At 67.0% G+C, this 19,425-nt stretch carries 23 protein-coding genes; 8 read left to right on the forward strand and 15 right to left on the reverse strand.

All coding sequences use genetic code 11. The features are described 5' to 3' along the window. The first annotated feature begins 22 nt into the window (after nucleotides 1-22). Nucleotides 23-445, forward strand: coding sequence for a metallopeptidase family protein (locus AB0I14_RS10465; RefSeq protein WP_358021215.1), 423 nt, complete (start codon nucleotides 23-25; stop codon nucleotides 443-445). A 43-nt stretch (nucleotides 446-488) separates the two neighbouring features. Here the strand turns inward: AB0I14_RS10465 and AB0I14_RS10470 are convergent, their stop codons facing one another. After that, nucleotides 489-893 carry a WhiB family transcriptional regulator gene (locus AB0I14_RS10470; protein ID WP_358019907.1) on the reverse strand — a complete coding sequence of 135 codons (405 nt, stop codon included), beginning with the start codon at nucleotides 891-893 and terminating at the stop codon, nucleotides 489-491. Between the two features lie 294 nt (nucleotides 894-1,187). Between AB0I14_RS10470 and cofD the strand changes: the two genes are divergently transcribed. Genes cofD through AB0I14_RS10485 form a run of 3 tightly spaced genes read left to right on the forward strand, consistent with a single transcriptional unit; the run spans nucleotide 1,188 to nucleotide 4,080 of the window. Beyond that, nucleotides 1,188-2,171, forward strand: a complete 984-nt coding sequence (cofD, locus tag AB0I14_RS10475; protein WP_358019910.1) for a 2-phospho-L-lactate transferase — start codon at nucleotides 1,188-1,190, stop codon at nucleotides 2,169-2,171. A gap of 20 nt (nucleotides 2,172-2,191) precedes the next feature. Next, complete coding sequence (locus tag AB0I14_RS10480; RefSeq protein ID WP_358021218.1) at nucleotides 2,192-3,535, forward strand: coenzyme F420-0:L-glutamate ligase; 1,344 nt, start codon at nucleotides 2,192-2,194, stop codon at nucleotides 3,533-3,535. Next, complete coding sequence (locus AB0I14_RS10485) at nucleotides 3,532-4,080, forward strand: NUDIX hydrolase (RefSeq protein ID WP_358019913.1); 549 nt, start codon at nucleotides 3,532-3,534, stop codon at nucleotides 4,078-4,080. The genes AB0I14_RS10480 and AB0I14_RS10485 overlap by 4 nt, the downstream gene beginning before the upstream one ends. Here AB0I14_RS10485 and AB0I14_RS10490 read toward each other — a convergent pair. From AB0I14_RS10490 to rfbD, 4 genes are all read right to left on the reverse strand, one after another. Beyond that, nucleotides 4,077-4,424 carry a DUF732 domain-containing protein gene (locus AB0I14_RS10490; RefSeq protein ID WP_358019916.1) on the reverse strand — a complete coding sequence of 116 codons (348 nt, stop codon included), beginning with the start codon at nucleotides 4,422-4,424 and terminating at the stop codon, nucleotides 4,077-4,079. The genes AB0I14_RS10485 and AB0I14_RS10490 overlap by 4 nt on opposite strands. Before the next feature lie 172 nt (nucleotides 4,425-4,596). After that, nucleotides 4,597-5,673, reverse strand: coding sequence for an NDP-sugar synthase (locus AB0I14_RS10495; RefSeq protein ID WP_358021221.1), 1,077 nt, complete (start codon nucleotides 5,671-5,673; stop codon nucleotides 4,597-4,599). 4 nt (nucleotides 5,674-5,677) lie between these two features. Beyond that, on the reverse strand, nucleotides 5,678-6,568 hold the full coding sequence (locus tag AB0I14_RS10500; RefSeq protein ID WP_358019918.1) for a glycosyltransferase family 2 protein: 891 nt from the start codon (nucleotides 6,566-6,568) through the stop codon (nucleotides 5,678-5,680). After that, nucleotides 6,565-7,449: a dTDP-4-dehydrorhamnose reductase gene (gene rfbD, locus AB0I14_RS10505; protein ID WP_358019920.1), complete on the reverse strand. Its 885-nt coding sequence runs from the start codon at nucleotides 7,447-7,449 to the stop codon at nucleotides 6,565-6,567. The genes AB0I14_RS10500 and rfbD overlap by 4 nt, the downstream gene beginning before the upstream one ends. 66 nt (nucleotides 7,450-7,515) lie before the next feature. Here rfbD and AB0I14_RS10510 point away from each other — a divergent pair, with 66 nt between their 5' ends. Together AB0I14_RS10510 and AB0I14_RS10515 are read left to right on the forward strand one after the other, a co-directional pair. Beyond that, a complete protein-coding gene (locus tag AB0I14_RS10510) occupies nucleotides 7,516-8,997 on the forward strand; it encodes an LCP family protein (protein ID WP_358019923.1) in 1,482 nt (493 codons plus the stop codon). 25 nt (nucleotides 8,998-9,022) lie between these two features. Continuing rightward, nucleotides 9,023-9,727, forward strand: a complete 705-nt coding sequence (locus AB0I14_RS10515; protein ID WP_358019926.1) for a TIGR03089 family protein — start codon at nucleotides 9,023-9,025, stop codon at nucleotides 9,725-9,727. Between the two features lie 72 nt (nucleotides 9,728-9,799). Here AB0I14_RS10515 and AB0I14_RS10520 read toward each other — a convergent pair whose 3' ends face one another. Next, complete coding sequence (locus AB0I14_RS10520; protein WP_358019929.1) at nucleotides 9,800-10,969, reverse strand: acyl-CoA dehydrogenase; 1,170 nt, start codon at nucleotides 10,967-10,969, stop codon at nucleotides 9,800-9,802. A gap of 128 nt (nucleotides 10,970-11,097) precedes the next feature. On the opposite strand from AB0I14_RS10520, the gene AB0I14_RS10525 reads away from it, so the two are divergent. Beyond that, complete coding sequence (locus tag AB0I14_RS10525; RefSeq protein WP_358019932.1) at nucleotides 11,098-11,754, forward strand: TetR/AcrR family transcriptional regulator; 657 nt, start codon at nucleotides 11,098-11,100, stop codon at nucleotides 11,752-11,754. Nucleotide 11,755: 1 nt separating this feature from the next. On the opposite strand, the gene purE is transcribed toward AB0I14_RS10525, so the two are convergent. Together purE and AB0I14_RS10535 are read right to left on the reverse strand one after the other, a co-directional pair. Further along, on the reverse strand, nucleotides 11,756-12,268 hold the full coding sequence (purE, locus tag AB0I14_RS10530; RefSeq protein WP_358019935.1) for a 5-(carboxyamino)imidazole ribonucleotide mutase: 513 nt from the start codon (nucleotides 12,266-12,268) through the stop codon (nucleotides 11,756-11,758). Then, a complete protein-coding gene (locus AB0I14_RS10535; RefSeq protein ID WP_358021224.1) occupies nucleotides 12,255-13,412 on the reverse strand; it encodes a 5-(carboxyamino)imidazole ribonucleotide synthase in 1,158 nt (385 codons plus the stop codon). The genes purE and AB0I14_RS10535 overlap by 14 nt, the downstream gene beginning before the upstream one ends. A gap of 231 nt (nucleotides 13,413-13,643) precedes the next feature. On the opposite strand from AB0I14_RS10535, the gene AB0I14_RS10540 reads away from it, so the two are divergent. Next, nucleotides 13,644-14,306 (forward strand): GtrA family protein, encoded by a 663-nt coding sequence (locus tag AB0I14_RS10540; RefSeq protein WP_358019938.1) that lies wholly within the window; start codon nucleotides 13,644-13,646, stop codon nucleotides 14,304-14,306. A gap of 265 nt (nucleotides 14,307-14,571) precedes the next feature. On the opposite strand, the gene AB0I14_RS10545 is transcribed toward AB0I14_RS10540, so the two are convergent. The 7 genes from AB0I14_RS10545 to AB0I14_RS10575 all read right to left on the reverse strand — a co-directional run bounded on the left by AB0I14_RS10545 (nucleotide 14,572) and on the right by AB0I14_RS10575 (nucleotide 19,414). Further along, nucleotides 14,572-14,745 (reverse strand): CsbD family protein, encoded by a 174-nt coding sequence (locus AB0I14_RS10545; protein WP_064928941.1) that lies wholly within the window; start codon nucleotides 14,743-14,745, stop codon nucleotides 14,572-14,574. 142 nt (nucleotides 14,746-14,887) lie between these two features. Then, nucleotides 14,888-15,526 (reverse strand): SAM-dependent methyltransferase, encoded by a 639-nt coding sequence (locus AB0I14_RS10550; protein ID WP_358019941.1) that lies wholly within the window; start codon nucleotides 15,524-15,526, stop codon nucleotides 14,888-14,890. Next, nucleotides 15,523-16,302 (reverse strand): PIG-L deacetylase family protein, encoded by a 780-nt coding sequence (locus tag AB0I14_RS10555; protein ID WP_358019944.1) that lies wholly within the window; start codon nucleotides 16,300-16,302, stop codon nucleotides 15,523-15,525. Before AB0I14_RS10555 ends, AB0I14_RS10550 begins: the two co-directional genes overlap by 4 nt. Then, the gene (locus tag AB0I14_RS10560; RefSeq protein WP_358019947.1) at nucleotides 16,299-17,252 is read right to left on the reverse strand and encodes an acyl-CoA dehydrogenase family protein; all 954 of its coding nucleotides are present in this window, start codon (nucleotides 17,250-17,252) and stop codon (nucleotides 16,299-16,301) included. Before AB0I14_RS10560 ends, AB0I14_RS10555 begins: the two co-directional genes overlap by 4 nt. Then, entirely contained in the window at nucleotides 17,249-17,998 is a 750-nt protein-coding gene (locus tag AB0I14_RS10565; RefSeq protein ID WP_358019950.1) for a glycosyltransferase, read from the reverse strand. The genes AB0I14_RS10560 and AB0I14_RS10565 overlap by 4 nt, the downstream gene beginning before the upstream one ends. A gap of 87 nt (nucleotides 17,999-18,085) precedes the next feature. Next, nucleotides 18,086-18,604 carry a PH domain-containing protein gene (locus AB0I14_RS10570; protein WP_358019953.1) on the reverse strand — a complete coding sequence of 173 codons (519 nt, stop codon included), beginning with the start codon at nucleotides 18,602-18,604 and terminating at the stop codon, nucleotides 18,086-18,088. A 9-nt stretch (nucleotides 18,605-18,613) separates the two neighbouring features. Further along, nucleotides 18,614-19,414, reverse strand: a complete 801-nt coding sequence (locus AB0I14_RS10575) for a biotin--[acetyl-CoA-carboxylase] ligase (protein ID WP_358019956.1) — start codon at nucleotides 19,412-19,414, stop codon at nucleotides 18,614-18,616. Between the last annotated feature and the right edge of the window lie 11 nt (nucleotides 19,415-19,425).

The following is a 19,425-nucleotide window of genomic DNA, read 5'->3' on the forward strand; positions in this document are numbered from 1 at the left end:
GCGATCGCGTCGCGGCCGCGATATGCGCGGACCGCTGCTTCCGCGCTCGGTTCCCGGCTGGCGTAGCCGCGCCGAGCGGTTCGACATGGCTGTGCTGGAAGCCTATGAGCCGATCGAGCGGCGGTGGGCGTCGCGGATCAAAGAACTCGATGTCGCCGTCGATGAGATTCCGCGGATGTCCCCGAAGGATCCCGACAGTGTGCAATGGCCACCCGAGGTCATCGCCGATGGCCCGATCGCGTTGGCGCGGCTGATACCTGCTGGGGTTGACGTCAGAGGAAATGCGACCCGGGCTCGAATTGTCTTGTTCCGCAAGCCCATCGAGCGCCGGGTCAAAGGATCCGATGAGCTAGCTGACCTGCTGCATGAAATCCTGGTGGCTCAGGTGGCCACCTATCTGGGAGTTGAACCGTCAGTCATCGACCCGACGATCGACGACGACTGACGTCGAGCGCTGCATCGTGTGATGAGCGCTCCGTCGGGGAGCGTCAGATGATGCCGCGTTTGAGCCGGCGACGCTCCCGTTCGGACAATCCTCCCCAGATGCCGAAGCGCTCATCGTGCGCGAGCGCGTAATCAAGGCAGGCATCCTTGACTTCGCAGCCTTGGCAGATGCGCTTGGCCTCGCGGGTAGACCCGCCCTTTTCCGGAAAGAACGCCTCCGGGTCGGTCTGTGCGCAGAGCGCACGTTCCTGCCATTGGTCGTCTTCGTCTTCCGGATCAACATCAATGTGTTCGGGTACTGAACTCACCGGAACCAGACTCAGTTGAGGACGTCCGGCCGCCCCCATCGGTGTCGTTCCCGTGTTGATGTGCGGTGCGTTGTCTACCGAGCCGAGTAGCCGATCGTCAAACCGGACCACATGATCGAAATCGCCGCTCTCATAAGACATTATCCCCCGCCTCCTCACTCGGTCTCGTAGATCCTAAGTGGAGCCCCACTATTGCGATGCGCGGTCACCCCATTCGAACAGTTGATCGAATCTCGGTCCGCGACACCGGAATCGGTCACCAACCGGGAAATGACACAACTGTGATTACACACGTGTTAGCTGCCGGGGTCAAGCGCCAGAGCGCGATTTCATACCATCTCGTTATGTCAAATCGGCGCGTCGCGACATCGGCGTGTCCTGGCCGTGACGACGTCGTTTCCATCCGCACGCACTCAACGCCTAGGGTCGGACGTTGTGAAGATCACCGTTCTGGTCGGCGGCGTCGGAGGCGCCCGGTTTTTGCTGGGGGTACAGCACCTGTTGGGCCTCGGCCAGTTCTCGGAGACCGACAGCAAGCATGAACTCACCGCGATCGTGAACGTGGGTGACGACGCCTGGATGCACGGCGTCCGGATCTGCCCGGACCTCGACACCTGCATGTACACCCTGGGCGGCGGTATCGATCCCGAGCGCGGCTGGGGCCACCGCGACGAGACCTGGCACGCCAAGGAGGAACTTGCCGCGTACGGCGTGCAACCCGACTGGTTCGGCCTGGGCGACCGGGACCTGGCCACGCACCTGGTCCGCACCCAGATGCTCCGCGCCGGCTACCCGCTGTCGCAGGTCACCGAGGCGCTGTGTAAGCGCTGGTCACCAGGTGCGCGACTGTTGCCCGTCACCGACGACCGCAGTGAGACCCACGTGGTGATCACCGACCCGGAAGACGGTTCACGACGAGCCATCCATTTCCAGGAGTGGTGGGTGCGCTACCGCGCGCAGGTGCCCTCGCACAGCTTTGCGTTCGTCGGTGCGGAACAGGCAACCGCGGCACCGGGTGTCGCCGAGGCGATCGCCGATGCGGACGTGGTGTTGCTGGCACCGTCGAATCCGGTCGTGAGCATCGGGCCGATCCTGCAGATCCCCGGCGTCCGCGGCGCACTGCGCTCGACCAAGGCGCCGGTGGTCGGCTACTCCCCCATCATCGACGGAAAACCGTTGCGCGGCATGGCCGATGAGTGCCTGTCCATCATCGGTGTGGAATCCACCTCACAGGCCGTCGGCCGGCACTTCGGCGCCCGGTCGGGCACCGGAATCCTGGACGGCTGGTTGGTACACGAGGGCGATGAAGCCGAGGTCGAGGGCGTTCAGGTGCGCGCGGTGCCATTGCTGATGACGGATCCGCCGACCACCGCCGAGATGGTGCGGGCCGGCCTGGACCTGGCCGGCGTTCCGCTGTGAGCACCGGAGTGAACGGCGATGTGAGCACGGAGCACGGATCGGCCGACCGGGTCGAGATCCTTCCCGTACCAGGGCTTCCCGAGTTCCGACCCGGAGATGATCTGGCCGCGGCCCTCGCCGAGGCGGCACCATGGTTGAGCGACGGTGACGTGCTGGTGGTCACCAGCAAGATCGTCTCCAAGTGCGAAGGCCGCATCGTCACCGCCCCGTCCGATCCCGACGAGCGGGACGCCATGCGGCGCAAGCTGATCGACGGCGAGGCGGTTCGCGTACTGGCACGCAAGGGTCGAACCCTGATCACCGAGAACGCCATCGGACTGGTCCAGGCCGCCGCGGGAGTCGACGGCTCCAATGTCGACTCGAACGAGTTGGCGCTGTTGCCAACCGATCCCGACAGCAGCGCGCAGGCGTTGCGCGAAGGCCTGCGTGAGCGACTCGGCGTCACCGTCGCTGTCGTGATCACTGACACCATGGGCCGCGCCTGGCGCAATGGCCAAGCCGATTTCGCGATCGGCGCGTCCGGGCTCACCGTGCTGCACGGTTACGCGGGCGCACACGACCGGCACGGCAACGAACTGCTGGTCACCGAAGTCGCGGTGGCCGACGAGATCGCCGCTGCAGCCGATCTGGTGAAGGGCAAGCTCACCGCGATCCCCGTCGCGGTGGTACGCGGGCTGGATCTGACCGATGACGGGTCGAACGCCCGCACGCTGTTGCGCTCCGGCGAGGACGACCTGTTCTGGCTCGGGACGGCCGAGGCGATCCAGATGGGGCGCAGCCAAGCTCAGCTTCTGCGTCGTTCGGTGCGCGCATTCTCCGATGAACCGGTCGATCACGCACTCATCGAAGCCGCCATCGGCGAGGCACTCACCGCGCCCGCACCGCATCACACCCGCCCGGTGCGCTTCGTCTGGGTGCAGGACGGTGCCACCCGACGGCGACTGCTGGACCGGATGAAGGACCAGTGGCGCGCCGATCTCACCGGGGACGGCCGAGATCCCGAGTCCGTCGAGCGACGCCTGAATCGCGGCCAGATCCTGTACGACGCTCCGGAACTGGTGATTCCCTTCATGGTTCCCGACGGAGCCCACAGCTATCCCGACGACGCCCGCACCCAGGCCGAGCACACCATGTTCACGGTCGCCGTGGGCGCGGCGGTGCAGGCCCTACTGGTGGCGCTGGCGGTGCGTGAGGTGGGCAGCTGCTGGATCGGCTCCACGATCTTCGCCGGCGATCTGGTCCGTTCCGAGCTCGATCTTCCGTCGGATTGGGAGCCCTTGGGGGCCATCGCGATCGGACACGCCGCCGATCCGCAGCCGCCCCGCGACCCGGTACCCACCGACGGCCTGCTGGTGGTGAAGTGAGCGCCGAAAGCCTGCACGCCTCCGCCGTCGAGGTGCTCACGCATTGGCAGACAGCCGATCCCGGTCAGGACACACTGCGGCATGCGGTGCTGTCATTTCTGGCTGCCCGCCCCGATGCCTGCCTTCGGGCGTGCGTGCCCGGTCACATCACCGCCTCGGCACTGGTTGTCGACCACACCGGCACCCGGACGTTGCTCACGCTGCATCCTCGCTTCGGCCGCTGGCTGCAACTCGGCGGGCATTGTGAGGAAACGGATTCCGACATTCGCGCCGCCGCGTTGCGCGAGGCCACCGAGGAGTCCGGGATCACCGGGCTCACCATCGAACCGCAACTGGCCGCCCTGCACGTGCATCCGGTGACGTGCTCGCTGGGGGTTCCGACCCGACACCTCGACATGCAGTTCGTGGTGCGGGCACCGGAAGGTGCCGAGATCGCCTGCAGTGACGAGTCTTTGGATCTCCGGTGGTGGCCGTTGGATGCGCTCCCCGAGGACACCGACTTCGGGCTGACCCAACTCGCCGGCTCCGTGACCGGATTCGCCTAGCCCGGAGCCTGCGTGCAGTACGCCCGGCGGGCAGCGCGCAGCGCAACCGCGGTTTGATCCGGGGTGGCACCGTACTGGCCCGCCATCTGGTCAATGACCGCCTGCGCCGGCGTACCGGTGTAGAGCTGGCGACACATCTCCCTGCCGACCAGCAGCAACTGATCGTCGTCGCCGGGGAACACGCCGCGCGTGGCCTTGAGATAGGTGTTGTCTTCCCAGGTCAGCGGGATGGGCCAGGCACCCGCCTCTGGCACGGTGGCCCCCAAACCCGCTCCGAGCACCACCAGAGCCGCGAGCGGCGCCACCGCTCTGCGCCGTAGTCCGTTGAATATGCCTTTGGACATGACCCCTCCCCTTCTGCCGATTGAAGCCTAAGGCTCAACAAGGGCCGGCAAACGCACTTTTTCAGCGCGAGATGCCTGCATAAGACCGGCTGAGCACCACCGAGACGACGCTTTCTGCCGCGATTCGCGCCGATTCTCGCCAAAACCCGTAGTTTCGGCGCGAATCCGGGTGTCAGACGTCGGTGGAGTACCGGATGCCGCCGTCCGGGATGGACACCCCGGGCCATACCCTGGCGCCGCGCAACAGTTCGCAGCGCGCACCGATGTCCGCGCCGTCACCGATCACGCCGTCGCGGATCAGCGCCCGCGGACCGATACGGGCACCGAAGCCGATGATCGAACGTTCAATCACCGCACCGGCTTCCACGCGAACCCCATCGAAGATCACCGCGCCGTCGAGGCGTGCGCCGGCACCGATCTCGGCGCCGCGGCCCACCACGGTGCCACCGATCAGCAATGCGCCCGGAGCGACCGCCGCGCCTTCGTGGACCAGCGACTCACCGCGCTGACCGTTGAGCGCCGGCGACGGTGCGATGCCGCGGACCAGATCAGCGGAGCCGCGGACGAAATCCTCGGGTGTGCCCATATCGCGCCAGTAGGAGGCGTCGACATATCCGCACACCTTCAGTCCGTCGGTGAGCAGGCCCGGGAACACCTCGCGTTCGACCGACACCGGCCGGCCCTTCGGAATCTGGTCGATGACATGCTTCTTGAACACATAGCAGCCGGCGTTGATCTGGTCGGTCGGCGGGTCCTGGGTCTTTTCCAGGAATGCCGTCACGCGACCGTCGGCATCGGTGGGCACACAGCCGAACGCACGCGGATCGCTGACGCGCACCAGATGCAGGGTGAGGTCGGCCTGGTGCGTGTGATGTGACTCCAGCAACGCGCCGAGGTCGGCCGCCGACAGCACGTCACCGTTGAACACCATGGCCGTGTCGTAGCGCAGCTTGTCCGCCACGTTGGCGATGGCACCACCGGTTCCGAGTGCCTCGGTCTCGGTGACGTATTCGATCTCGAGCCCCAGATCGGAGCCGTTCCCGAATGCTTCCTCGAATACCTCGGCCTTGTACGAGGTGCCCATCACGACGTGCTTGATGCCGGCCACCGAGATCCGGGCCAGCAGATGGGTCAGGAACGGGACGCCGGCCGTCGGCAGCATCGGCTTGGGCGCCGAGAGGGTCAGGGGCCGCAACCTGGTGCCTCGTCCACCGACGAGGACGACAGCGTCCACCTCCGCGGGATTGATCACGTCAGTGCCCTTTCGCCTGTTTACGTCGAGAACTACCGACCACCAGGCCCGCACGTGCTGCCAGCGCGCCCCGAATTGTCCACCGTAACGGCGCCTGCCAGGCCGCCGGGTATCGATCAGCCAAGAAAGTGTAGGTACTGCGGTGATGGGCGGCCAAGTTGCGCGCCGGGTCACGGCCGGTGGAGTGCCCCTTGTGGTGCAGCACCTCCGCCGACGGCACGTAGACGTTCTGCCAGCCGGCCCGGGCGACCCGGTCGCCGAGGTCGACGTCCTCCATATACATGAAGTAGCGCTCGTCGAACCCGCCCACAGCGTCGAAGGCGTCCCGGCGCATCAGCAGGCACGAACCGGACAGCCAGCCCACCTCACGCTCACTCGGCTGTTGCCGGTCCTGCCGGTAGGCCGCCGTCCACGGATTCGATTTCCAGAACGGGCCCACCACGGCATGCATGCCACCGCGGATCAGGCTGGGCTGGTGCCGCGCCGACGGGTAGACCGATCCATCGGGATCGTGGATCAGCGGTCCGAATGCCCCGGCCTGCGGCCACCGGCGGGCGGCGTCGAGCAGCAGGTCGATCGAATGGGGACCCCACTGCACATCGGGGTTGGCGATGATAAAAAATTCCGAGCACTCCGCATCCGTTATCTGGGTCGCGCCGCGGTTGACCGCACTGCCGTAACCCAGATTGCCCCCGGTGCGCAGGAGTTGGACGTTCGGGTAGTGCTTTTCGGCCCGTTCAGGCGCGCCGTCCGTCGAGCCGTTGTCGGCCATGATGACCTTCACCGGCCGCTCGGTGGCCAACGCCAGCGATGCCAGGAAACGGTCAAGATGTGGGCCCGGCGAGTATGTCACCGTCACCACCACGAGCGGGCGGACCGCATCCTCAGTCACGGCGTAGAGGGTAGCGGGCCGGACGGGTGCTCATTTCCAACCGCTGCCACCAGGGCTTCTCGCCAATCCCGCAGCGGGGCCAGCCCGGCCTCGGCGGATCGCAGGGCCGACAGCACGGTGTAGGCCGGGCGCGGCGCGGGGCGCGGATGGCGGTCACTATCGACCGGACGGACCCGCTCGGGATCCGCTCCGACGGCGGCGAACGTCTGTCGCGCCAGATCGAACCGGCTGGCCGGTCCGGTGTTGACGGCATGCAGCACGCCGGGCCGCACACCGCCGTCGGCGATCTGCAGCAGAGCCGTCACCAGGTCACCGGTGTAGGTCGGCGACCCGACCTGGTCGGCGACCACATCCACCGGGCCGTCTCCGGCCGCCAGCCGGCGCATGGTGGCCACGAAGTCTTTCCCGTCGCCGCCCCGGTACACCCAGGCGGTGCGGACGACGTGCGCGTCCGGCTTGGCGGCCAGCACCGCGTGTTCCCCGGCCAGTTTGGTGTGGCCGTAGACGTTGACCGGGCCGGTCACGTCGTCGATCTCATACGGCGTACGGCGCTCACGGGACGCGCCGAATACGTAATCGGTGGAGATGTGCACCAGACGGGCTCCGACGTGCGCGCACACCGTGGCGACGTTGCCCGGACCGACGGCGTTGACTGCGTTGGCCCGCACCTGGCCCGTCTCGGCGGCGTCCACCTGCGTATATGCCGCGCAGTTGATCACCACATCGCCGGGTTCGACGAATTGCCGGACCGAGTCGGGGTTGGTGATGTCACATTCCGCGGAGGTCAGGGCCAGCACGTCACGGCCCTGACGACGTCCCTGATCAGCCAATACCCGGCCGACCATGCCTCCGGCCCCGGTGATCACAATCCGTTGCGCCATGCGCCGAGTCTGGCACGCCGGTCGGCGTTACCCGGCTCACGTCCGAGCCGCAAGTAGCCTGGGCAGGTGCATATCCCCCTCCTTCGCTCCCTTGCTGTCGCCACGGCGTCGGCCGTGGTGCTCGGAACAGGGGTGGCCTGGACCCAGATCCGCTCGTTCGAATCCGGCATCAACCACATCAGCTCGGCGGCCCTCGGCGGAGGTGGCGACGACGGCGCCATCGACATCCTGCTGGTCGGGATGGACAGTCGCACCGATGCCCACGGCAACCCGCTGTCGGCCGAGGAGCTGCAGACGCTGCGCGCCGGCGACGACGTCTCGACCAATACCGACACCATCATCCTGGTGCGCATCCCGAACAACGGGAAGTCGGCCACCGCCATCTCCATCCCCCGCGACTCGTACGTCCAGGCGCCGGGCCGGGGAAAGATGAAAATCAACGGCGTGTTCGGCGATGTGAAGCTCGAAGAGATGAAACAGCTGGTCGAGGTCGAGGGTGAAGATCCGGCTGTCGCCGAGCCCAAGGCCACCGAGGCCGCCCGCGAGGAGCTGATCGAGACCGTCGCCGCACTCACCGGCGTCACGGTGGACCACTACGCCGAGATCGGGCTGCTCGGCTTCGCACTGATCACCGATGCCCTGGGTGGGGTCAATGTCTGCCTCAAAGATGCTGTGTACGAACCCCTCTCGGGCGCCGATTTCCCGGCCGGCTGGCAGAAGCTCGACGGTCCGCAGGCGCTGAGCTTCGTTCGGCAGCGCCATGACCTGCCGCGAGGTGACCTGGACCGGGTGACCCGCCAGCAGTCGGTGATGGCGTCACTGGCCCATGACGTGATCTCCAGTAAAACCCTGTCCAGCCCCAGCACCCTCGGCAAGCTGCGCGACGCCGTGCAGCGCTCAATGGTGATCTCCGAGGGCTGGGACATCATGGATTTCGTCCAACAGCTGCAGAAGCTGGCGGGCGGCAGCGTGGCGTTCGCCACCATCCCGGTCCTGCGTGAGGACGGCTGGAGCGACGACGGCATGCAGAGCGTCGTCCGGGTGGATCCGAACGAGGTCCACCAGTGGGTGTCGAGCCTGCTGCAAGACCAGGACGCGGGCAAGACCGAACAACTCAGCTACTCACCGGAAAACACCACCGTCGAGGTGGTCAACGGCACCGACATCAACGGCCTGGCCGCCGCGGTGTCACAGGTGCTGAGCAATAAGGGATTCGCGCCGGGTGCCACCGGGAATCACGACGGTGCGCCGCCGACGTCCAGCCAGGTGTTGGCCGCCAAGTCCGACGACCTCGGCGCCCAGGCGGTGTCGAAGGATCTCGGAGGGTTGCCGGTGAACGAGGATTCGTCGCTGCCGCCCGGCGCGGTGCGAGTGGTGTTGGCCGCCGACTACACCGGGCCCGGCTCCGACGGCATGGATCCGTCCGCGGGCATCGTGGATCCGGCCGCAGTCGGGGATACCTACAGCGATACCGGTGAGCAGAGCCCACCACCACCGCCGTCGCCGATCCTCAACGCGGGTTCGGACGATCCCAAGTGTGTGAACTGATCGTCCTCGAGTAAAACCAGAGGTTATGAGCACAGTCAGCGCTGCGGTCTTGGACCCGTTGTTGGCCGCGGACCCGGCCGGGCCGCGGATCACCTTTTACGACGACGCCACTGGTGAGCGGATCGAGCTGTCGACGGTAACCATGGCCAACTGGGCCGCCAAGACCGCCAACCTGTTGCGCGACGAGATGGGGGCCGGCCCGGGCACCCGGGTGGCGGTGCTGCTGCCCGCGCACTGGCAGACCGCAGCGGTGCTGTTCGGGATCTGGTGGATCGGAAGTGAAGTAGTGCTCGACGGGGACGCCGACATGGCACTGTGCACGCGGGATCGGCTCGATGAGGCCGATGACGCGGTGTCCGGAGGCGAGGTCGCGGTGCTGTCACTGGACCCGTTCGGCAAGCCGGCGCCGGATCTGCCGATCGGAGTCACCGACTACGCCACCGCGGTGCGGGTACACGGCGATCAGATCGTGCCCGAGCGGGTTCCTGGCCCAGCCCTGGCCGGAAGATCGGTGTCGGAGGTGCTTGAGGCGGCCCAGAATACCGCTGCCGCACAGGGTTTCACCGACCGTGACCGGGTGCTCTCCACCGCTTCATGGGCCACCCCGGATGAGCTGATCGCAAATCTGGTCGCGACCTTCGTCGCGGGCGCGTCGCTCGTTCAGGTCGCCAATCCCGACGCGGGCGCACAGGAGCGGCGTCGCACGACCGAGAAGGTCACCCGCGGCTAACGCCGCGATCCGCAGAACGCAAATGTGCCCGGCCTCCTCGGAGACCGGGCACATTCACGTTTACTCGTGGAGCTACTTGAGCAGGGCGCGGCTCATCACCACACGCTGAATCTGGTTGGTGCCCTCGTAGATCTGGGTGATCTTGGCGTCACGCATCATCCGCTCGACCGGGAAGTCCACCGTGTAGCCGGCGCCGCCGAACAGCTGCACCGCATCGGTGGTGACCTCCATGGCCACGTCCGAGGCCAGGCACTTGCTCGCCGCCGAGATGAATCCGAGGTTGCCCTCGCCACGCTCGGCACGCGCCGCGGCCGAGTACACCATCAACCGGGCGGCCTCGACCTTCATCGCCATGTCGGCGAGCATGAACTGCACGCCCTGGTTGTCGCTGACCGGACGGCCGAACTGCTTGCGGTCCTTGGTGTATGCGATCGCCGCGTCCAGCGCACCCTGAGCGATACCGACGGCCTGCGCACCGATCGTCGGACGCGTGTGATCCAGCGTCGCCAACGCGGTCTTGAACCCGGTGCCGGGATCGCCGATGATCCGGTCCCCCGGGATGCGGCAGTTCTCGAAATACAACTCGGTGGTCGGGCTGCCCTTGATGCCGAGCTTGCGCTCCTTGGGCCCGACGACGAAGCCCTCATCGTCCTTGTGGACCATGAACGCCGAAATACCGTTGGCACCCTTGTCGGGATCGGTCACCGCCATGACGGTGTACCAGGTCGACTTGCCGCCGTTGGTGATCCAGCACTTCGTGCCGTTCAGAAGCCAGCCGTCACCATCGGCCTTGGCGCGGGTACGCATGCCCGCCGCGTCGCTGCCCGCCTCACGCTCGGACAGCGCATAGGAGGCCATCGCCTCACCATCGGCGATCGATGGCAGCACCTGCTGCTTGAGCTCGTCGCTGCCACGCAGGATCAGGCCCATGGTGCCCAGCTTGTTGACGGCCGGAATCAGCGACGCCGAACAGTCCACGCGCGCAACCTCTTCGATCACGATGCATGCCGCGACCGAATCCGCTCCCTGGCCGCCGTACTCCTCGGGCACGTGCACCGCGTTGAAACCCGACGCGTTCAGCGCATCCAGGGCTTCCTGCGGAAAGCGTGCGTTCTCGTCGACGTCTGCAGCGTGCGGGGCAATTTCCTTCTCCGCCAGCGCCCTGATCGCCGCCCGAAGCTCCTGGTGCTCCTCCGGCAGCTGAAACAGATCAAAAGATGGGTTACCGGCCCAACCAGCCATGATCTTCTCCTTCGCTTTCAGCTCTTGGTTCCATCGTTGCCCGGACTGCACATCGAGTACATCGCCCTGCTACTTTTGGTACTCAGTACCATAGCATCGGAACTCAGTACCCGAGAAAGGTGCACCCAATGCCCGGCCTACCGAGCACTCGAGAGCGTCTGGTGAGCGCGGCATTCGACCTGTTCGAAGAACGGGGGTACGAGGGCACCAGCGTCGATGACATCGCGGCACGGGCGCAGGTGGGACGCACCACTGCGTTTCGTCAGTTCGGATCGAAAGAGGCGTTGATCTTTCCCGATCACGAGGCGTTGCTGCGCCGCGCCGACGAGAGGCTGTCGGCGGCGCCGGCCGAATCGCTGCCTGCCGAAGTCATTGCGGTGGCAACAACCTCGGTATTCGAGAACTATCTCGCCGAGGGCGAGCGTGCCCGGACGCGCTACCGGCTCACCCGCTCGGTACCTGCCCTGCGCGACTTCGAAACGGCCGTGGTGTCGCGGTATGTCCGGCTGTTCACCAAACACCTGCGGACCGCACAAACCGAGGATTGGACGGCGGACCTGCGTGCCGAACTATTCGCCAACGCCGTGGTCGCCGCACACAACCATGTTCTGCGCCGATGGCTACGCGGCGACGTGACCAACCCGCGGTCGGACCTGGCCGAGGCGCTGGCCGCGACGTGGCCGATCTACCGGGGCGGTGGCAGCCGCACCGCAGTTGTGGTGATGTCGACCGACGAACCGATCGAGTCCCTGACACCCCGCATTCGCGGGCTCATCGGCGATTGACTCAGCCGTCGCCCAACAGGCGGTCGCGCAGGGCGGCGTCCTTCTCCAGCACCATGGCTTCCAGGTCGGCCTGGAACTTCACCATCCGGGCCCGCAGCGCGGTATCGGACGAGCCCAGAATCCGCACGGCCAGCAGGCCCGCATTGCGTGCTCCGCCAATCGAAACCGTGGCCACCGGTACCCCGGCGGGCATCTGCACGATCGACAGCAACGAGTCCATGCCGTCCAGCCGGGCCAGCGGCACCGGCACCCCGATCACCGGGAGCGGTGTGGCAGACGCCACCATACCGGGCAGGTGTGCGGCGCCTCCCGCCCCGGCGATGATCACCTCGATCCCCCGGTCTGCGGCGGTCTTGGCATAGTCGAGCATCCGCTGCGGGGTGCGGTGCGCCGAGACCACTCCGACCTCGAACGGCACCTCAAATTCCGCCAGCGCGGTGGCCGCGTCGGACATCACCGACCAGTCGCTGTCGCTGCCCATGATCAGGCCGACCCGTGCACTAGGCATGTTCATCCCATCCGTCGGTCCACTCGCCGTGTGACAACCAGTGCGCCGCCCGCACCGCACGCTCGCGAAGTTCATCCACATCCGCGCCGATGATGTTGACGTGCCCGAGCTTGCGTCCGGGCCGTTCACCCTTGCCGTACAGATGCACCTTCGCGTCAGGGATCCGCGCGAAAAGGTGATGCAGCCGCTCGTCCATCGACATCGTCGGCGTCTGCGGCGCCCCGAGCACGTTGGCCATCACCGCGGCCGGCGCGACGGCCGAGGTGTCGCCCAGCGGGTAGTCCAGCACGGCCCGCAGATGCTGCTCGAACTGGCTGGTTACCGCGCCGTCCATGGTCCAGTGTCCGGAATTGTGCGGACGCATCGCCAACTCGTTGACCAGCAGCGTGCCATCGACCGTCTCGAACAACTCGACCGCCAGCACCCCGACCACGCCCAGCTCGTTCGCCACCCGCAGGCCGAGTTCCTGTGCAGCCGAGCCGAGTTCGTCGGACAGTCCGGGCGCCGGGGCGTACACCTCGACGCAGATGCCGTCGCGCTGAACCGTTTCCACCACGGGCCAGGCCGCGCCCTGCCCGAACGGCGAGCGCGCCACCAGCGCGGCGAGTTCCCGGCGCATCGCGACACGTTCCTCGGCCAGCACCGCCACCCCGTCGGCCAGGTAACCGGCCACGGTCTCGCGTGCGAAGGCCAGATCGTCGGCCATCACCACGCCCTTGCCGTCGTAGCCGCCGCGCACGGTCTTGATCACCACCGGACCGTCGATCTGCTGCACGAACGCCTCGATGTCGGAGATCGAGGTGATCTCGGCGAAGCGCGGCACCGGGACACCCAGGCTGTGCAGCTTGCGTCGCATCAGCAGCTTGTCCTGGGCGTGCACCAGAGCCTCTGGCGGCGGGTTGACCGTGACCCCTTCGGCCACGAGCGTCTCGAGGTGTTCGGTCGGCACGTGCTCGTGGTCGAACGTCAGCACCGACGCACCGGCAGCCGCCCGCCGCAGCGCGTCCAGGTCGGTGTGGGAGCCGATCACGAGGTCGGGAGTGACCTGCGCGGCGGATTCGTCCGGCCCGGCGGACAGCACCCGCAGGGTCTGCCCCAACGCGATGGCCGCCTGGTGGGTCATCCTCGCGAGCTGGCCGCCGCCGATCATCGCCACTACAGGTGACGCCCCGCTCGCGGGGGAAGGCGACGCCCCGCTCGCGGGGGAAGACGACGCCCCGCTCGCGGGGGAAGACGGCTTCTTGGGAGTTGTCGGCACGCCCTCTATGGTGTCATGCGCGAATTCATGACTTCGTCATGACCGGAGCATTGACCTGCGGTTAAGGTCCGGGGCCCGCAACGATGCGGCATCTAACGGTGCATTTACGTACACTGCCTAGTTGTGTCCTTTGCCGATGCGACAATCGCTCGATTGCCGCGGTTCGTCCGTCCCTATGCCGAGCAGCATCACGAGCTGATCAAGTTCGCGATCGTCGGCGCGACGACGTTTGTCATCGATTCGGCGATCTTCTACACCCTCAAGCTCACGGTGCTGGAACCCAAGCCGGTCACCGCCAAGATCATCGCCGGCATCGTCGCGGTCATCGCCTCCTACATCCTCAACCGGGAATGGAGCTTCCAGAACCGCGGCGGCCGCGAGCGCCACCATGAGGCACTGTTGTTCTTCGGGGTCAGCGGCGTGGGCGTGCTGCTGTCCATGGCACCGCTGTACTTCTCCAGCTATGTGCTGGGTCTGCGCGTTCCCGAGGTGTCGTTGATGGCGGAGAACATCGCCGACTTCGTCTCGGCCTACATCCTGGGCAATCTCCTGCAGATGGCCTTCCGGTTCTGGGCGTTCCGCCGCTGGGTGTTCCCCGACGAGGTTGTCGACAAGCCCGACCTGGCGCTGGAGTCCACGCTCACCGGTGGCGGCTTCGCCGAAGCGCTGGAGAATCACGCCGAGCTCCACAAGTCCGCGACCGTGACGCCCCTGCGGCGGCCGAGTCGCCGCTCGAAAGCGCGTCAGCTGGGCGATGATTCGAACGCGGTGTCGAAAAGCTCCTGACTTCTCAACCCCATCGGCACGCCGATCATCGGCGGTCGAGTTGCGGGAAGAGCGTCTCACGCACCAGTAGCAGGATGGCCGCAGCTATCGGGATGGCACCTGGACGGTCCGCCCGATGATCCGCGGCACCAGCAGATAATCCTCGACCGGTCGCAGCGCGGTTGAACCGCGGCCCCGCCTCGCCCAGCGGGTGGGCCGGTGAGCTGATCTGCGCCGCGTCTTTCTCCGCAGCGACGATCAGGGCGCCCTCGGCCTCCGCGTGGGGTCAGTCCTTGAAGGCGTCCTTGATCTTCTCCCCGGCCTGCTTCAGGTTGCCCTTGGCCTGGTCCTTGTGACCCTCGGCCTCGGTGTCCCTGTCGCCCGTTGCCTGCCCGACCTTCTCCTTGGCCTTTCCTGCCAACTCTTCGGCCTTGTTCTTGGCCTTGTCGACGGCGCTCATGTGCTTCTCCTTCAAACTGGTTTGGCCACGGGTTCGCGGCACGGGAATGACATAGCGCGGGAACGAGATTCGCCACGCAGTCACGCATCGGATACCCAACCCGGCGATATCTAACCCTTCTCGGGAGATCCACGCCGCCGGGTCAACCAGCTCCTGGCACCCCATTGCGCGCGGCGACGGATGCAGCGCTGTGGGTGTCGAAAACTTCGATGACCACATCGCGGTCACGGTAACCGCCGATCGAAATGAGCCCCGGCGTCGCCGCGATGACCCGGTTGGCCTGATCACCGCTGAGCGGATAGTCGGCCACCTCATGACGCCAGTGCGCCGCTACCACCGTCGCACCGCGGGCCAACTGCGGACACTCCCGGCGGAGTATCTCGGCCAGCAACGCCTCGTCTAGGTAGTACGCCACTTCAGAGAGCACAAGTAGGTCGAAAGGCCCTGGCGGCCAAGGATCGTCGAGAGACCCACGCGACAGGGTGACACGGTCCCGCATCCCGTCACGGCAGCCATCGGCACGCAGTCGGACGTCGGCGATCTCCAACGCGGCGCCGGCCACATCCATTGCGGTGACGTGATCGCAGCGGCCGGCGAGCAGCGCGGTGAGGGTGCCGATCGAGCAACCCGGCTCGAAAGCATGCCGATAGCGCCGCTGCGGCAGCATCGACAGCGTGATCGCGTACTTGCGTTGCTCATACCAGCGGGTCGCCAGCTGCCAGGGATCGGCCGAGTTCGCGTACATGCGGTCGAAATATGAGTCGGGCAGGCGCGCCGTCACCGGAACACCATCTCCCCGACCGCGAGCAGCCGAGGCAACACGAACGGTGGCAGTACTGGGCCCACACCAGGTGCCAGCGGGTGGAACTGACTGCGGAAGCATTGCGCGGCAACCTGCTTGAGTCCCACGGCGGAGGTCGTCAATGGCACCGTAAGCGCCCGATCCCAGGGCACTGCGGAATCTCCCGGCCTGGCCCAGTGCCACATCCAGACCGGGTACTCGAGCAGGACCGCGGCGGTGCGGTGCACAGCCGTGGCGGCGGCCCGTCCGACGGCCTCGTGATCGGGGTGCCCGTCACCGCGCCACGTTGTTGCACACCAGGTGCCGGGCGGGCAAGCCTGGAGTATCCCGGTCAGCAGATCGGTGATCGAGTCCTGGTGGCCGGCAAGTTCGCCGTCAGGAAATGCGAGGCTGATCGGCTCGACCACGCCGAGAACCCTTGCCGCCTTCCTCAACTCGGCGCTCCTGGTGCGTTCCAGTCGGAATCGGTCGAATGGGGTGAGATCGCCTTGGGCGGCCCCGCCGTCACTGACCGACACCACCTGGACGTCGATACCCCGCTCCGCCAGCAGCGCCATGGTCGCCCCGAAGCCAAGGGTCTCGTCGTCTGGATGCGGTGCGACCACCACCAGCGCAGGACATGTTCTGAGGTCCAGCTCGCCGAAGGAGCGGCCCCAGCTGGTCCAGACGTGACCGGGGGTGCCGCCGCAGCTCAGTGGCCGCGACCCGAACCGCGGTGCGTTGCCGCACGATTCAGCGGACTCCGCGGCAGTCATTGGTGCTCCCCCGCCAGCCTTCCGAGCGCGGCGAGGTCACGCTCGGCGTGGCTCTGCCGCACGTAGATCGTCAGATCCGCGACGCGACGTGCGTGTTGGGCATCCTGGCACAGCGGCGCGGGCCCGAGTGCGCGGCCAGTGCGGGTAATCACCGCGTCGACAGCGGTCTCGGTGACGGCGCGGGTCCGCCTGGCCAGCAACTGGGCGGACCCGGACCGGTCGAACGGGTCAGCGTCGGTCGCCGCAGCCGCCGCGGCCAACATCGCTTCGGCGGCCGCGATCGCAGCGTCGACAGCGCCGAGGTGGGCCAGCGCGTGCTCGTCGGCATCTCCGCGGGCGACGCGGGCGTACAAGGGCGCGGCGACCGCTCGGGCGGCACCGAGCCAACACGCCGCGACGCCGATCGCGCCATGCCAGAAGCCGGGACGATCCAGATAGTCGCCGGGATCGCCGACGGGTACACCGAGCGCGTCGGCGAATTGGACTGAGCGGGTGTCACTGGCCGCCATGCCGGCATTCCTCCAGGTACTGGGCAAGGGCTGTACCCCTGCGCTGCCAGTCGCCACCGCGTACAGCGCGCGTCGGCCGTCGTCGCGGCGAGCTGTCACCAACGCGTGTGTGCAGAGCCCCGCCCCCGAGCACCACGTTTTGGTGCCCGAAAGCCTCACTGTGTCTGTTTCGCGGTCTCCAGTGGTGTGGGCGTTGAGTACAGCGTCCGGGTCTTCGGCGGCCCACACCGCCCACAGCTCGCCTGGCGCAGGCGGTTTTGCACCAAGCTCGTCGAGGATCGCAACTGCGTCGACGTGAGCTTCCGCGAGTCGGCCGGCGACGACGTCGATCTCCGTCAGCTCCGCAAGCCGCTGCCAGCGCCGCGCCGTCGCACCGGAACCCGGCAGTGGCAACTCCAACCGGCGTGACTCCAACCAGCTCCGAACCAAGCCCGCCGTCATACGGAATCCCGTTCGGCCGAGGGAAATACGGATCGCGATAAATCGCGGAGGTATCCGGCGAAGCCGCCGGGAGCCCGGCCGTTCCGGCGCGCTGACGTGGTGACCGACAGCGACGGGTCCCGTCGTATCCGGTAGCCGGCGGTCTCGAACCTTTCGACCAATTCGACATCCTCGCCGTTGGTCAGGGGGCGGAAGCCGCCGAGCCGCCAGTACGCGTCGGCACGAAAACCCATATTGGCGCCGTGGATGTGGTTGTGACCGTTGATGCCCCGCGTATCGGACTCGTATGCATGCAGGTAGCGCTGGACCAGTGCGGCGGGGTGATGCCGCCAGTCGGCCACCCTCACCACGCCCAGCACCATGTCGACAGCGGGCGCGGTCTGACGCAACAGCCAGTCGGGGTCCACTCGGCTGTCGGCGTCGGTGGTGGCGTACCAGGCGCGGGAGTCGTCGACGTGGTTGCTCAGCGAGCGTGCATAGGTGAAACCGGCGGCCCGGCTCGCGCCGACGTTGCCCGCCTCGACACTGACGAAGTGGACGTCGTGGCCGAACTGGCCCGCCAACTCGGCGCTGCTGTCGTCACAGGAATCAAGGACGACAACGACCAGCACCGGCATCCGCCAACATGCCGCGGCGGTGGTGACCCCGCGAAGGCAGCGAGGCAACAATGCGGCTTCGTTGTGGGCCGGTATCACCACTATGGCCTGATCGAAGGCGGTCTCTAAGTGGTTCAGCCGTGCGGTCATGGCTGATAGATAGCCATTTCCACCGGATTCCACACCCACTGGCCCGAGCGGCGGCGGCAACCGGCCGGGCCGCCGCGCGAAAACGCGTCAGCTGGGCGACTCTTCAGATCCCAGAGTGTCGAAGACTTCGTGATACAGCAGTGAATGCACCTGCTCCACGCGCGGTATGTCGTGGAATTCCAGGGGATCCTGCGACGCCGATTCGATGATCAACGTGCCGGTGCGCATCAGCCGGTCGATCAGGCCATGCCGGAATTCGACGCTGTTGATCCGGGCGAGCGGGATGTCGATTCCCGAGCGGGTCAGTAGACCGTGCCGGAACATCACCCGCCGGTCGGTGATGACGAAGTGCGTGGTCCACCAGTTCAGGAACGGCCAGACCGTCAGCCAACCGACCACGATCAGCCAGATCGCGCCGATCACGATGAACAGGACGTTCTTGGCGGTGGCCTGCCAGTCCATGGTGTTGACCACGGCTGCGACGAACGCCGAGGCTGCGGTGACCAGGACGAGGACGAGGGCCGGACCGATCAGGCGTTTCCAGTGGGGGTGCCTATGCAGCACCACCTGCTCGTCCTCGGCCAGCACATTCTCCGGGTAACCCACGGCAGAACTCTACGACTCCTCAGGGCGCAGATGCGTGATGTCGCCCGCCGACAACGTGACCTGTTCGGTTGCGGTGTCGATGATCAGGCGCCCGAGGTCGTCGACGTCAGCGGCAGTGCCCACCAAGGTGTCGTCCCCCGGCAGGATCGCGCGTACCCGGCCGCCGATGGTGACGCTGCGGGCCCGGTAGTCAGCGGCGAGCGAGGGATCATCGTTGCGCCAGCCGGTGATACGGGCATCTAGATGCCGCAGCAGGGCCCGCGCCAGGGGCGCGCGGTCCACGGTCGCCGTGCCGAGCTGGGTGAGCGAGGTGGCACGCGGATCGGGCGCTTCCTCGGCGGTCATCGTCACATTCAGGCCGAGGCCGACAACGATGACCGGAGCGGGCGAGGCCACCTCGGCGAGGATGCCGGCCAGTTTTCCGCCGCCGGGGCCGACGAGGACGTCGTTGGGCCATTTCAGGCCGACCCGCGTCCCGGTGACCTCCCCGACCGCATCGACGATCGCCAGGCCCGTGGCCAACGGCAGCCACCCCCAACGGTTCGGGGGCACCTCCGACCCGTCGACGCCGAAGGACACGATCACCTGTGAGCGTGGCGGTGCCGACCAGTGCCTGCCGTGCCGGCCGCGGCCGGCGTTCTGGTGTTCGGCGAACAACACCGCACCGACGATGTCCTCGCCTGCCGCCGCCCGCGCCAGCAGGTCGGCGTTGGTGGATCCGGTCTCCTCGACAATGTCGACGCGCCGCCACGACAGGGCGTCGAGCCCGTCGCGCAAGGTCGTCACGTCCAGCGCTGGCCTTGTGTTCATCGCGGCCAGCT

The sequence above is a fragment of the Mycobacterium sp. NPDC050441 genome (genome assembly GCF_040655355.1).
GTDB lineage: Bacteria > Actinomycetota > Actinomycetes > Mycobacteriales > Mycobacteriaceae > Mycobacterium.